Here is a 12894-nt window from a genome sequence, read left to right on the forward strand (position 1 = left end):
GTGGTTACAGGCGCATTATGCCTAGCCCTGCTCGGCAAGACACTCGCGCAATGCGGTGTGCCAGTCCGGCTGGGTCACGCCCCACTCCCGCTCCAGGCGGCTGCAGTCCAGGCGCGAATTCAGCGGTCGTGGCGCCGGGGTCGGGTAGGCGCTGGAGGGAATGGCTTCCAGTATCGCGCAGGGCTTGTCCAGGGCCAGCAGCTGTTCACCGATGGCCTGGGCGAAGCCGAACCAGGACGTCTGGCCATGAGCGGTCAGGTGGTAGGTGCCCCAGGCTCCGGGGTTTCCTGCCTGCCAGCGCTCGATCAGGGCCCGGGTGCTATTGGCGATGGTGCCGGCCCAGGTCGGGGCGCCGATCTGGTCGGCCACCACGCGCAGTTCCGGGCGCTCCTGCAACAGGCGTTGCATGGTCAGGAGGAAGTTCTTGCCATGGCTGGAATAGACCCAGCTGGTACGCAGGATCAGGTGCTGGCCCTGCACCAGGTTGATGGCCCGTTCGCCGGCCAGCTTGCTCTGGCCATAGACGCTCAGCGGATTGGGCTCGTCTTCCTCGACGTAGGGGCTGTCCTTGCTGCCGTCGAATACATAGTCGGTGGAGTAGTGGATCAAGGGGATGCCCAGGTCGAAGGCTTCCTGGGCGAAGATCCCGGGCGCGGTGGCGTTGATCGCGTAGGCCAGTTCCGCCTCGCTTTCGGCCTGGTCGACCGCGGTGTGGGCGGCGGCGTTGATGATCAGGTCGGGGCGCAGTGTGCGCACCTGCTGGCGGATCTGCTCCGGATGGCTCAGGTCCAACTGGGCGCGGCCCGGCACCAGCAGTTCGCCCAGGTCGCCCAGGCGCTTTTGCAGCTCGCGGGAAACCTGGCCGTGCTGGCCGCTGATGAGGATCTTCAAGGGCGTATTCATGGGAACAGGTCGGCCTCAGTCAACAGGCTTCCTGCCTGGTCCTTGGCGGAGAGTTGTGGGGGCTCGGTGAGCTCCCAGTCGATGGCCAGCGTCGGATCGTCCCAGCGGATGCTGCGCTCTGCCGATGGCGTGTAGTAGTCGGTAGTCTTGTAGAGGAACTCGGCGAAGTCACTTAGCACCACGAAACCATGGGCAAAGCCTTCGGGTACCCACAACTGGCGATGATTGGCCGCCGACAGGCGCACCGCCACCCAGCGGCCGAAGTGCGGCGAGCTGCGCCGGATATCGACGGCGACGTCGAGTACTTCGCCCTGGGTCACGCGCACCAGTTTGCCCTGGGTGTTCTGCAACTGGTAGTGCAGGCCGCGCAGCACGCCCTTCTGCGAGCGCGAGTGGTTGTCCTGGACGAACTGCACATCGACCCCGGTCGCTTCGGCGAAGACCTTGGCATTGAAGCTTTCGTAGAAGAAACCGCGCTCGTCGCCGAACACCTTGGGCTCGAGGATCAGCACGCCGGGCAGTTCGGTGGCAATGACCTTCATTGGGCTTCTCCGGCCAGGGTGAACAGGTACTGGCCGTAGCCGGTCTTGCCAAAATAGGCCGCGCGTTCGAGCAGGTGCTCGCGGCTGATCCAGCGATTTTCGTAGGCGATCTCTTCCAGGCAGGCAACCTTCAGGCCCTGGCGGTGCTCGATGGTCTGCACGTACTGCGAGGCCTCCAGCAGGCTGTCATGGGTGCCGGTATCGAGCCAGGCGAAACCACGGCCGAAGCATTCCACATGCAGGTCGCCGCGCTTGAGGTAGGCGTTGTTGACGTCGGTGATCTCCAGTTCGCCCCGTGGCGAAGGCGTGACCTGCTTGGCGATCTGCACCACGTCGTTGTCATAGAAGTACAGGCCGGTGACGGCATAGCTGGACTTGGGTTTCTTGGGCTTTTCCTCGATGGACAAGGCCCGGCCTGCGCTGTCGAAGTCGATGACCCCGAAACGTTCCGGATCCTTGACCCTGTAACCGAACACCGTGGCACCCTTGGTGCGTTTTACGGCGTTGAGTAACTGGTCGCTGAAATGCTGGCCGTGGAAGATGTTGTCGCCCAGGATCAGGCAGACCGGGTCATCGCCGATGAACTGCTCGCCGATCAGGAAGGCCTGGGCCAGGCCATCTGGCGAAGGTTGCTCGGCGTAGCTGAAGCGCACGCCAAACTGGCTGCCGTCGCCCAGCAGGTTGCGGTACTGGGGCAGGTCCTGGGGGGTGGAGATGATCAGGATGTCCTGGATGCCGGCCAACATCAGCACCGAGATCGGGTAGTAGATCATCGGTTTGTCGTAGATCGGCAACAGCTGCTTGGAAACGCCGAGGGTGATGGGATGCAGGCGGGTACCGGACCCACCTGCCAATACGATGCCCTTGATCATGCAATCAGGTCCTTGATGTCGGTGGAGCCCAGGCGTTCGCCCTGGTAGCTGCCGTCCTGTACCCGCCGGCACCATTCGAGGTTTTCCAGGTACCACTGCACGGTCTTGCGCAGCCCGCTGGTAAAGGTTTCCTCGGGTACCCAGCCCAGCTCGCGTTCGATCTTGCCGGCGTCGATGGCATAGCGCAGATCGTGGCCGGGGCGGTCCTGGACGAAGGTGATCAGGTCGGCGTAGTGGGCCACGCCCTGGGGCTTCTGCGGAGCCAGCTCTTCCAGCAGGCTGCAGATGCCGCGCACCACGTCGATATTCTTCTGCTCGTTATGGCCGCCGATGTTGTAGGTCTCGCCCACCACGCCCTCGGTGACCACCTTGAGCAGCGCCCGGGCATGATCCTCGACGTACAGCCAGTCGCGCACTTGCAGGCCGTTGCCATAGACCGGCAGTGGCTTGCCCGCCAGCGCGTTGAGGATCACCAGCGGGATCAGCTTTTCGGGGAAGTGGAACGGGCCATAGTTGTTGGAGCAGTTGGTGATCAGGACCGGCAGGCCGTAGGTGCGCTGCCAGGCGCGGACCAGGTGGTCGGACGCGGCCTTGCTCGCGGAGTAGGGCGAGCTGGGGGCATAGGGCGTGGACTCGGTGAACAGGTCGTCGACGCCATGCAGGTCGCCATAGACTTCGTCGGTGGAGATGTGGTGGAAACGGAAGGCGGCTTTTTCCGCCTCGGGCAACCGCTGCCAGTAGGCGCGGGTCGCTTCCAGCAGGCTGTAGGTGCCGACGATGTTGGTCTGGATGAAGTCCGACGGTCCGTCGATGGAGCGATCCACGTGGGACTCGGCCGCCAGGTGCATGATGGCGTGGGGTTGGAAGCGGGCCAGCACGGCACTGACGGTGGCCTGGTCGACGATGTCGGCCTTGACGAATTCATAGCGGCTGTTGCTGGCGATGCTGTGCAGCGATTCCAGGTTGCCTGCATAGGTCAGCTTGTCCAGGTTCAGGACTTCATGTTCCGTGTGCTGGATCAGGTGGCGGACCAGGGCCGATCCGATAAAACCGGCTCCGCCGGTGACAAGAATGCGCATGTGAAGTGGCCTGTATCCTTGAGTAGATCGGTTGCTGCAAGAAAAGCAGCATAGCTTGTCGGCATGAAGTCGGTGGTGCAATAGCCATCGACCATTGATTACATCACGAATGGTCTGAGAATTCTGAAGATGCATCGCGCCGCCGTCGTGATTACTTTCTGTTCCGTGCTCCACAAGGGGTTGCGCAACGCCTCGGCCAGTGGCGATATAGGCGGCCAATAACAATTTCCAGGGATCGCCGTATGTTGCTCGCCACCTTGATCCACCGTGCCAGCCTGCCCAGTCCGCAGGTTACCCCGCAGCAGGCGCTGGAGTTGCTGCAGGCCCACTATGGGCTGCACGGCACCCTGCAGTCCCTGGGCAGCCAGCAGGACCTCAACTACCGCGTCGATACTGCCCAAGGCCGTTTTGTCCTGAAGATCTGCCGTGGCGAGTACGCCGCCCTGGAGTTGCAGGCCCAGCACGAAGGTCTCAGGCATCTGCGACAACATCCCGGGCTACGGGTTCCCAGGGTCATCCCGGCCAGCGACGGCGAAGAGCTGCTGACCCTGGAGATTGCCGGGCAAGCCCTGCATGTGCGCCTGCTCGACTATATAGACGGCCGCTCCCTGACTCACCTGCCGCACTTGGGAGTGGAACTGGTGGCCGGCCTGGGCCGACTCTGTGGGCAAATGGACCTGGCCCTGGCGGATTTCCAGCACCCGGGGCTGGAGCGCACCTTGCAATGGGACGCCCGGCACGCCCAGGCACTGACCGAACACCTGCTCCCGGTCATCGAGAACCCCCAGCGGCGTGCCCAGGTCGCCGCTGCGGCACAGCGTGCCGAGCGACGCCTGCGCCCGTTGGTCGAGCAGTTGCCAGTGCAAGCGATCCACATGGACATCACCGACGACAACGTGGTCTGGCAGCGTGACGCGACGCGCCACTGGCAGTTGCAGGGAGTGATCGACTTCGGCGACCTGGTTCGCACCTGGCGCATCACCGACCTGTCGGTGACCTGTGCCTCGCTGTTGCACCACGTCGAGGGCGATCCGCTGCGTATCCTGCCGGCGATCCAGGCTTATCACCAGGTCAATCCGCTGCAACGGGCGGAGCTGCTGGCGCTCTGGCCACTGATCGTGGCCCGGGCCGCGGTGCTGGTGCTCAGTGGCGAGCAGCAGGTGGCTATCGATCCGGACAACCCCTACAGTCGCGCTAACTTGAGCCACGAATGGGAGATCTTCCGGGTCGCCGTCTCGGTGCCGTTCGAGCTGATGGAGGCGGCCATTCTCAGCGCCGTTGGCCAGGCACTGCCGGCCATTGCCAGCGAAGGCTTCGCTGCGCTGTTGCCGAGCCTGGTGGGGCGTGAGTTCGCCCTGATCGACCTGGGGGTGCTCAGCCCGCATTTCGAGGCGGGCAACTGGGAGCAGCCGGGCATCGACGACCGCTTGCTGGCCGAAGCCGGGGCTGCCCATGGCCTGGCCGCGAGCCGCTACGGTCAGTACCGCTTGTCCCGGACCCAGCCCGACTGCGCGCACGAACCCCAGACCTGCCCGTTGCATGTGCAGTTGCAAGTGCCTGCTGGCACCACGGTGGAGGCGCCGTTCGCCGGCGTCCTGCACACGGCCGCGGACGGCGTGCTGCGCCTGGACGGCCCGGGGGCGAGCCTGCGCCTGTGGGGCGTCGAGGCCTCGCTGCATCCAGGGGCGGCGCTGGTCAAGGGCCAGGTGCTGGGAGCGGTGGCCGCCGACGGCCGGCTCAAGGTCCAGCTCTGCCGCAGTACCGAACTTACGCCGCCGCTGTTCTGCAGCCCCTCACGGGCCCCGGCCTGGCAGGCCTTGTGCCCGTCGCCGGCGGCGCTGCTGGGGCTGGCCTGCGATGCCGAGCCGGAAGTGGACGCCCAGGCCCTGCTGGCTCGGCGCGACGCCAGTTTTGCCCGCACCCAGAAGCATTATTACGTCGATCCGCCACGGATCGAGCGCGGCTGGCGCAACCACCTGATCGACATGCAAGGGCGTTCCTACCTGGACATGCTCAACAACGTCGCGGTGCTTGGCCATGGCCACCCGCGCATGGCCGCCGAGGCCGCGCGCCAGTGGTCGTTGCTCAATACCAATTCACGCTTTCACTACGCGGCCATCGCCGAGTTTTCCGAGCGCCTGCTGGCCCTGGCACCGGACTCCATGGACCGGGTATTCCTGGTCAACAGCGGCACCGAGGCCAACGACCTGGCGATCCGCCTGGCCTGGGCCTACAGCGGCGGTCGCGACATGCTCAGCGTGCTGGAGGCCTACCATGGTTGGTCGGTAGCCGCCGATGCGGTCTCCACCTCCATCGCCGACAACCCCCGGGCCCTGGACAGCCGTCCGGACTGGGTCCACCCGGTGACCGCACCCAACACCTACCGTGGCCAGTTCCGTGGCCCGGACACCACGGAGCAGTACCTGCGCAGCGTCGACCAGCAACTGGCCAAGCTCGACGAGGCAGGGCGCCAGCTGGCCGGTTTCATCTGCGAGCCGGTATATGGCAACGCTGGCGGCATCGCGTTGCCCCAGGGGTACTTGCACCAGGTCTACCAGCGGGTCCGGGAGCGGGGCGGGGTGTGCATCGCCGACGAGGTCCAGGTGGGTTATGGCCGCATGGGCGAATTCTTCTGGGGGTTCCAGGAGCAAGGCGTGGTGCCGGACATCATCACCATGGCCAAGGGCATGGGTAACGGCCAGCCCCTGGGCGCGGTGATCACCCGGCGCGAGATCGCCGAGGCGCTGGAGGCCGAGGGGTATTTCTTCTCCTCGTCCGGCGGCAGCCCGGTCAGCTGCCGTATCGGCATCGCGGTGCTGGATGTGATGCGCGACGAAGGGCTCTGGGACAACGCGCGGGTGGTGGGCGAGCATTTCCGCCAGCGCCTGGAGGCGCTCAAGGAGCGGCATCCGCTGGTGGGCGCGGTGCATGGCTCGGGGTTCTACCTGGGCCTGGAGCTGATTCGCGATCACCAGACCCTGGAGCCGGCCACCGAGGAAACCGCCCTGCTCTGCGAGCGCCTGCGCGAGCTGGGGATCTTCATGCAGCCCACCGGCGACTATCTCAATATCCTCAAGATCAAGCCGCCGATGGTCACCACCCGGCAGAGCGTCGATTTCTTCGTCGACATGCTGTCCAAGGTGCTCGACGAAGACCTCTAGGATCGCTGCTCATTGCGGTCCTCCCTTGGCCGGCCATCCGTCCGCAGTGTCCAGCCTGTGGAAAAGGAGGCCGGCCAAGTGCTTTATCCCGCAACTATTTGGCCTGATAAGTCGATTTATATCGGTTTTATGTCGATTATTTGTTTGTTGAAATGATTTATACGCTTTTAAAGTCGATTTTTATCGGATATAAAATGGCCGTTGTCGGGTAGGCGCCGCTGCGTCCTGCCCATTACCGTCGTCATCGACTGCGCCCATTCGTCCAGGAGTTGATCCATGAGCCGTACCGTTACCGTCGCCGCTACCCAGATGGCCTGTTCCTGGGACCTTGAGGCCAACCTCGACACCGCCGAGAAACTGGTGCGCGAAGCCGCCGCCAAGGGCGCGCAGATCATCCTGGTCCAGGAGTTGTTCGAGACCCCGTACTTCTGCCAGAAACCCAATCCGGACTATCTGCAACTGGCCACGCCGACCGAGTCCAACGTGGCCATCGCGCATTTCCAGAAGCTTGCCCGGGAGCTGCAGGTGGTGTTGCCCGTGAGCTACTTCGAGCTGGCCGGCCGGGCACGTTTCAACAGCGTCGCGATCATCGACGCCGATGGCAGCAACCTCGGGATCTATCGTAAAAGCCATATCCCGGACGGCCCCGGCTACCACGAGAAGTACTACTTCAACCCGGGGGACACCGGCTTCAAGGTATGGAACACCCGCTACGCCAGGATCGGCGTGGGCATCTGCTGGGACCAGTGGTTCCCCGAGTGTGCGCGCAGCATGGCCTTGCAGGGGGCAGAAATCCTGTTCTACCCCACCGCCATCGGCAGCGAGCCCCACGATTCGAGCATTTCCTCCCGCGACCACTGGCAGCGGGTGCAACAGGGCCATGCCGGCGCCAACCTGATGCCGCTGGTGGCCAGCAACCGCATCGGCAACGAGGAGCAGGACGGCTACGACATCACCTTCTACGGCTCGTCCTTCATCGCCAACCCGTTCGGCGAGAAGGTCCAGGAGCTCAACCAGACCGAAGAAGGTATCCTTGTGCACAGTTTCGACCTCGACGAGCTCGAGCACATCCGCAGCGCCTGGGGCAGTTTCCGTGACCGCCGTCCGAACCTCTATGGCGCCCTGAAAACCCTCGACGGTTCCCTGGAGTCCTGAACACTATGAGTACTTTGCACAGCACGCCGCGCGCCGACGGTTTCTACATGCCGGCCGAGTGGGCCCCCCAGACCCAGGCCTGGATGATCTGGCCCGAGCGTCCGGACAACTGGCGCCTGGGCGGCAAGCCGGCCCAGGCAGCCCATGCCGCGGTGGCCAAGGCCATCGCCCGCTTCGAACCGGTGACCGTGGCAGTCTCCGCGGCCCAATATGAAAACGCCCGGGCGCGCCTGGACGTACCCAATATCCGTGTGGTGGAGATGTCCAGCGACGACGCCTGGGTCCGCGATACTGGCCCGACCTTCGTCATCAACGACAGCGGCGAAGTGCGTGGCGTGCACTGGGGCTTCAACTCCTGGGGTGGCTTCGAGGGCGGCCTGTACGCGCCCTGGAACCGCGACGAGCAGGTAGCCAGCAAGGTGCTGGAGATCGAGCGTTGCCAGGAATACCGCACCGAAGGCTTCGTGCTCGAGGGCGGTTCGATCCACGTCGATGGCGAAGGCACCCTGATCACCACCGAGGAATGCCTGCTCAACCACAACCGCAATCCACACCTGTCCCGCGAGCAGATCGAAGCCGTTCTGCGCGATCACCTGGCGGTGGAGCAGATCGTCTGGCTGCCCGATGGGCTGTACAACGACGAGACCGATGGCCACGTGGATAACTTCTGCTGCTACGTGCGCCCGGGTGAAGTATTGCTGGCCTGGACCGACGACCCGCAGGACCCGAATTATCCGCGTTGCCAGGCGGCCATGCAGGTGCTGGAAAACACCCGTGACGCCAAGGGGCGCGCCTTCAAGGTGCACAAGATGCCGATCCCCGGGCCGCTGTTCGCCACCGAGGAAGAGTGCGCCGGGGTCGATGTGGTGGCCGGCAGCCAGGAACGCAACCCGTCGGTGCGCCTGGCCGGCTCCTACGTGAACTTCCTGATCGTCAACGGTGGGATCATCGCCCCGAGCTTCGATGATCCGATGGATGCACCCGCCAAGGCGATCCTGCAGCAATTGTTCCCCGAGCACGAAGTGGTGATGGTGCCCGGGCGCGAACTGTTACTGGGCGGCGGGAATATCCACTGCCTTACCCAACAACAGCCTGCTCCGCGCCGAGTTTGAGTGCCGTTGTAACAGAACTTGTCGCCGGTTCGACGGGCTCGACCCCGGGCTTGCCCCGGGGACTTCCAGCCAGCCCGCGGCCCAGATGGGCCGCGGGCTTTTTCATGACCGCACGTCGTCGCGCCAGGCATATTGGCATAGCTCTTGTATCTGCCTGGTGGTGATTCTGAGACATGTGGAACTCTGATGTTCTGTCATAAACCTTGGATAAGTTAGGCCGCTCAGAAACCGGGAGAGAGCGCTGGAATGAATATGGTCAGCGAGCGGGCATCGCATCCCTTGGCAATGAGTAACGAAGCGCTGCAAGTTCTGGTGCAATGGTTGAAATCCAATGGAACGCGTCAGATCAGGGAACCTGATCCGCGCCGGATCATCATTGAGCGTTACCCCGCTGGTTTGCTCAGCGAGGCGGAACTGCAAGCGTTGTGGGACGTGGTGAAAGGATAGAAAGACAAGGATCGTGAAAAAGCGCTGCCGGGATGGCAGCGCTTTTTTTTTCGCCGGTGATCCGCACGGATCAGAAACTGTAGGTCCCGGTGACCACCAGGCTGCGCGGGTCGCCCGGCTGGATCTGGGAAGCGCTGGTGGCGGAGCTGTAGTAGTCGCGGTTGGCGATGTTGTTCAGCGCCGCGCGTACATCCCAGTCCTTGTGCCGGTAGCCGGCCAGGGCGTCCCAGCGGCCGTAGCCGGGGAGTACGAACTTGTTTTGCGGATCGGCATAGCGGTCGCCTACCAGGGTCAGGCCGGTCTCGGCATACCAGCCCAGTTCCGGCTTCCAGGTGACGAACAGGCTGGCATTGCGCTTGGCCACATCATTGACACGGTTGCCCTGGTTGCCGTTGTCGTCCTTGACGATAGTCGCGTCCTGCAGGCCCATGCCGCCGCGCACATACCAGTTGCCGACCACATTGCCGGTGGCGGTGAGCTCGATGCCTCGCGAGCGCTGCAGGCCGGTCATCAGGTAGGTCCCCTTGTTCAGCGGATCCTCGGTACGACGGTTGTACAGTTCTATTTCGTACAGGGCCAGGGTGGTGCCCAGGCGCTCGTCGAGCCACTCGCTCTTGACCCCGATTTCCTTCTGCCGGGTCAGCTCCGGATCGGTCTGGTTGGTGTTGCCCTTGGCGCCCGGGGTAATACCGATAAGGCCGCCACCGACCGGGGCAAAGGATTTGCTCCAGGACGCGTAGAACGAGTGATCTTTCCAGGGGGTGTAGACCACGCCCACGCGCGGGCTGGTGCTGGTGCTGTCCTGCTTCTCGCGCAGGCCTGAAAGCCTGCTGGTGGTGTCCACTTCGAAACGGTCGAAGCGTACACCGGCCAGCAGTTGCCACTCATCGTTCAGGCGAATCTGGTCTTGCAGGTACAGGCCAGTGCTCTCGACCTGGGTCAGGTTGTTGCTGAACGCCTTCATTGTGCCTTTGTGCTGGCTACCTGGCGTGGAACCGCTCAATGGCACCGAGGGCACGCCCACTCCCTGGTTGAGCAGCGAGTGGCGGCGCTGCTCGCCCATCTCCAGGCCCACCAGCAAGGTGTGCTCGATGTCGTAGGTCTGGACATGGCCTTCGAGCTCGACGGTGTTGTACAGGTTGCGGGTACTCAGGTCCTGTTGCCAGCGCTGGCGGTCCACCTGGCCCGTCGCCGGTTTGTAGGTGGTCAGGTAGGTATTGTCGAAATCACTCTGGAGCTTGAACAGGCTGAAGGTATGGCGCAGTTGCCACTGCTCGTTCAGCTCATAGTTCAGCCGCGAACGCAGCGATTGGGCGCGGTCGTTGATGTAGTCGCGCTGGGTATCGCCGTAGGTGGTCTTGTGGCTGACGTCGGCGGGGCGTCCGGTCAGCGGGTTGCCCGGGATGCCACGATCCGGGGTGCGGTCGTAGCGGCTGTACTCGTACTGCACCAGCCAGTTCAGCTCCGGTGTCAGTTGCCAGCTCATCGAGGGGGCGAACAGCTGGCGGTGATTGCCGTCGATGCCATCGCGGAAGCTGTTCTTGTCTTCGTTGCCCAGGTTCAGGCGCAGGCTGATGTTGTCCGTCGGGTCGGCGCTGAGATCGGCGTACAGGCTGCGCAGGTCCTGGCTGCCGCCCTGGACTTCGACGCTGGAACGGCGACCGGCCTCGGGCAGCTTGCTCACCCGGTTGATGATGCCGCCCTGGCTGCCCCGGCCATAGAGCACTGCCGCAGGACCCTTGAGCACTTCGATCCGCTCGATGTTGTGCAGGTCGCGCACGTATTGGCTGTCGTCGCGGATGCCATCCAGGTAGAAGTCGTTGCTCGCGTCGAAACCACGGATGCGCACGCTGTCGAAGCGGGTGTCGGCACCACTGCTGACGTTGGGGATGCCGCTCAAGGCGCTGCCCAGGTCGTTGGTGCCGTAGTCCCGCAGGTTGGCGGTCTTGACCGTGTCGATGGCCTGGGGCACGTAGCGTGCAGGCGTCGAAGTGCGGGTTGCGGTACTGACTTCCCGGACCCGCGGATCATCGGGGTCGGCCCCTGCTTCGGCACGAATGGAAGTCGTCGGCAGGGTGGTACCGGCGGCGCAGGCGAAACCGGCGGTCAGCAGGGTACAAAGTCCCAGGGACAGGGGAGTGAGGCGGAAATGGGCAGGCATGGTTGTCGCGCATCCGAGAGGGGGTGATTCGGGAAGGCGCGAATAGTAATGGTTGCTATTTGCTTGTGTTAACTATTTGCTAAAACCATTTCACATCTGTTGTTTCTAATTATGTCAAAGCTGTAGCGATTCATCTCTTGCCGTCCACCGGCCCTGTCTTGCGCATCCAACGGCGCGATTCGACCGGATCCTGAAACAGTCTGGAAGGCATTTCGAGGTTTTTTCCCAAGCCGTGGGGGCATAGGCTGCAGCTGTCGAATTTTCACGATCCTGCTGGAGCCTGCGTATGTCCTCGGCCACCCTTCATTACATTCATGACCCTCTGTGCGGCTGGTGCTATGGCGCCAAGCCACTGGTCCAGGCCGCCCAGGCGGTGCTGCCGGTGGTGGCCCATGGTGGCGGCATGATGAGCGGCCGCAACCGCCAGCCGGTATCGCCGCAATTGCGCGACTACGTCATGCCCCATGACCGACGTATTGCCGAGTACACCGGGCAACCGTTCGGTGAAGCCTATTTCGAAGGCCTGTTGCGCGATCACACGGCGATCTTCGATTCGGCGCCACCGATTGCCGCCGTGCTGGCGGCCCAGGCCCTGGCTGGCCGTGGCCTGGAAATGCTGGGCCGGTTGCAAACCGCCCACTACGTGGAGGGGCGGCGGATTGCCGAGCGCGAGGTGCTGCTGGAGCTGGCGCAAACCTTGGGTTTTGCCCGGGAAGCTTTTGCCACGGCTTTCGACCAGGCGCTGGCCCACGAGGTGGACGAACATATAAAGGCCAGCCGGGCACTGCTGTCCGAGGTTGGCGGCCAGGGCTTCCCGACCCTGGCCCTGGAGCGCGACGGGCACTATCAGTTGCTTGACCTCAGCCCCTGGCTGGGCAAGCCCGAGGCCTTCGCCCGATGGCTGCAGGATTCACTGGGCCTGGACAGCGGCGTGCGCGCCGGTGCGACCCCAACCTGTGGCCTGGACGGTTGCACACCCTGAATTCACCTGAACCCAGTGGAGTCACCCATGGATAACCTTGCGTTGATCAAAAGCACCTACGAAGGTGCCAACTCCCAGGAAAACGCGCGCAATACCGCGGCGGCCCTGGCCCCCGATGCGCGCTGGACCGAAGCGGCGGGCTTCCCCTATGCCGGTACCTATATCGGTTTCGAAGAAGTGCTGGAGCATGTCTTCAAGCGCCTTGGCAGCGAGTGGCAAGACTTCACCTTCAAGGTCGAGAACTATGTGGCCCAGGGTGACAAGGTCTTCGCCTATGGCAACTACCGGGGCATCTATAAGGCCTCGGGTAAACCTATCGATGTGCGGGTCGCCCACCTGTGGACGCTAAAGGATGGCAAAGTGACCCATTTCGAGCAGTTCGTGGACAGTCACAGCGTGCAACGGGCGATGCTCTAGCCCGCTATTCTTAGAACATTTTCAGCTATTCAAAGACGATTCACGAAATTGACACGTTGTTGA

Annotated in this window: 11 protein-coding genes; 6 read left to right on the plus strand and 5 right to left on the minus strand. The window is 63.5% G+C overall.

Annotated elements, in window-relative coordinates; genetic code table 11:
* Positions 1 to 21: 21 nt before the first annotated feature.
* The 4 genes from rfbD to rfbB are packed head-to-tail and all read right to left on the minus strand — an operon-like array spanning position 22 to position 3396.
* Entirely contained in the window at positions 22 to 903 is an 882-nt protein-coding gene (gene rfbD / locus H7A76_RS03950) for a dTDP-4-dehydrorhamnose reductase (RefSeq protein ID WP_185697303.1), read from the minus strand.
* Entirely contained in the window at positions 900 to 1445 is a 546-nt protein-coding gene (rfbC, locus tag H7A76_RS03955; protein WP_185697304.1) for a dTDP-4-dehydrorhamnose 3,5-epimerase, read from the minus strand. The genes rfbD and rfbC overlap by 4 nt, the downstream gene beginning before the upstream one ends.
* Positions 1442 to 2317: a glucose-1-phosphate thymidylyltransferase RfbA gene (gene rfbA / locus H7A76_RS03960; RefSeq protein ID WP_185697305.1), complete on the minus strand. Its 876-nt coding sequence runs from the start codon at positions 2315 to 2317 to the stop codon at positions 1442 to 1444. Before rfbA ends, rfbC begins: the two co-directional genes overlap by 4 nt.
* Positions 2314 to 3396, minus strand: a complete 1083-nt coding sequence (rfbB, locus tag H7A76_RS03965; protein ID WP_185697306.1) for a dTDP-glucose 4,6-dehydratase — start codon at positions 3394 to 3396, stop codon at positions 2314 to 2316. Before rfbB ends, rfbA begins: the two co-directional genes overlap by 4 nt.
* Before the next feature lie 242 nt (positions 3397 to 3638).
* On the opposite strand from rfbB, the gene H7A76_RS03970 reads away from it, so the two are divergent.
* The 4 genes from H7A76_RS03970 (at position 3639) to H7A76_RS03985 (ending at position 9271) form a co-directional block, all read left to right on the plus strand.
* Complete coding sequence (locus tag H7A76_RS03970) at positions 3639 to 6557, plus strand: aminotransferase (RefSeq protein WP_185697307.1); 2919 nt, start codon at positions 3639 to 3641, stop codon at positions 6555 to 6557.
* Between the two features lie 276 nt (positions 6558 to 6833).
* On the plus strand, positions 6834 to 7712 hold the full coding sequence (gene aguB / locus H7A76_RS03975) for an N-carbamoylputrescine amidase (RefSeq protein ID WP_185697308.1): 879 nt from the start codon (positions 6834 to 6836) through the stop codon (positions 7710 to 7712).
* Between the two features lie 5 nt (positions 7713 to 7717).
* Positions 7718 to 8824: an agmatine deiminase gene (aguA, locus tag H7A76_RS03980; protein ID WP_185697309.1), complete on the plus strand. Its 1107-nt coding sequence runs from the start codon at positions 7718 to 7720 to the stop codon at positions 8822 to 8824.
* A gap of 246 nt (positions 8825 to 9070) precedes the next feature.
* Complete coding sequence (locus tag H7A76_RS03985) at positions 9071 to 9271, plus strand: hypothetical protein (protein ID WP_185697310.1); 201 nt, start codon at positions 9071 to 9073, stop codon at positions 9269 to 9271.
* A 70-nt stretch (positions 9272 to 9341) separates the two neighbouring features.
* On the opposite strand, the gene H7A76_RS03990 is transcribed toward H7A76_RS03985, so the two are convergent.
* Complete coding sequence (locus H7A76_RS03990; RefSeq protein WP_185697311.1) at positions 9342 to 11432, minus strand: TonB-dependent siderophore receptor; 2091 nt, start codon at positions 11430 to 11432, stop codon at positions 9342 to 9344.
* A gap of 286 nt (positions 11433 to 11718) precedes the next feature.
* On the opposite strand from H7A76_RS03990, the gene H7A76_RS03995 reads away from it, so the two are divergent.
* Together H7A76_RS03995 and H7A76_RS04000 are read left to right on the plus strand one after the other, a co-directional pair.
* On the plus strand, positions 11719 to 12414 hold the full coding sequence (locus tag H7A76_RS03995) for a DsbA family protein (RefSeq protein ID WP_185697312.1): 696 nt from the start codon (positions 11719 to 11721) through the stop codon (positions 12412 to 12414).
* Positions 12415 to 12441: 27 nt separating this feature from the next.
* Complete coding sequence (locus H7A76_RS04000; RefSeq protein ID WP_185697313.1) at positions 12442 to 12831, plus strand: nuclear transport factor 2 family protein; 390 nt, start codon at positions 12442 to 12444, stop codon at positions 12829 to 12831.
* The last annotated feature ends 63 nt before the right edge of the window (positions 12832 to 12894 follow it).

This window comes from Pseudomonas sp. MSSRFD41 (assembly GCF_014230245.1).
GTDB classification, from domain to species: Bacteria; Pseudomonadota; Gammaproteobacteria; order Pseudomonadales; family Pseudomonadaceae; genus Aquipseudomonas; species Aquipseudomonas piscis.

Bases quoted from the DNA above. Each gene is read 5' to 3' on its own strand.
- rfbD (WP_185697303.1), bottom strand. From the start codon at position 903: ATGAATACGCCCTTGAAGATCCTCATCAGCGGCCAGCACGGCCAGGTT.
- rfbC (WP_185697304.1), bottom strand. From the start codon at position 1,445: ATGAAGGTCATTGCCACCGAACTGCCCGGCGTGCTGATCCTCGAGCCC.
- rfbA (WP_185697305.1), bottom strand. From the start codon at position 2,317: ATGATCAAGGGCATCGTATTGGCAGGTGGGTCCGGTACCCGCCTGCAT.
- rfbB (WP_185697306.1), bottom strand. From the start codon at position 3,396: ATGCGCATTCTTGTCACCGGCGGAGCCGGTTTTATCGGATCGGCCCTG.
- H7A76_RS03970 (WP_185697307.1), top strand. From the start codon at position 3,639: ATGTTGCTCGCCACCTTGATCCACCGTGCCAGCCTGCCCAGTCCGCAG.
- aguB (WP_185697308.1), top strand. From the start codon at position 6,834: ATGAGCCGTACCGTTACCGTCGCCGCTACCCAGATGGCCTGTTCCTGG.
- aguA (WP_185697309.1), top strand. From the start codon at position 7,718: ATGAGTACTTTGCACAGCACGCCGCGCGCCGACGGTTTCTACATGCCG.
- H7A76_RS03985 (WP_185697310.1), top strand. From the start codon at position 9,071: ATGAATATGGTCAGCGAGCGGGCATCGCATCCCTTGGCAATGAGTAAC.
- H7A76_RS03990 (WP_185697311.1), bottom strand. From the start codon at position 11,432: ATGCCTGCCCATTTCCGCCTCACTCCCCTGTCCCTGGGACTTTGTACC.
- H7A76_RS03995 (WP_185697312.1), top strand. From the start codon at position 11,719: ATGTCCTCGGCCACCCTTCATTACATTCATGACCCTCTGTGCGGCTGG.
- H7A76_RS04000 (WP_185697313.1), top strand. From the start codon at position 12,442: ATGGATAACCTTGCGTTGATCAAAAGCACCTACGAAGGTGCCAACTCC.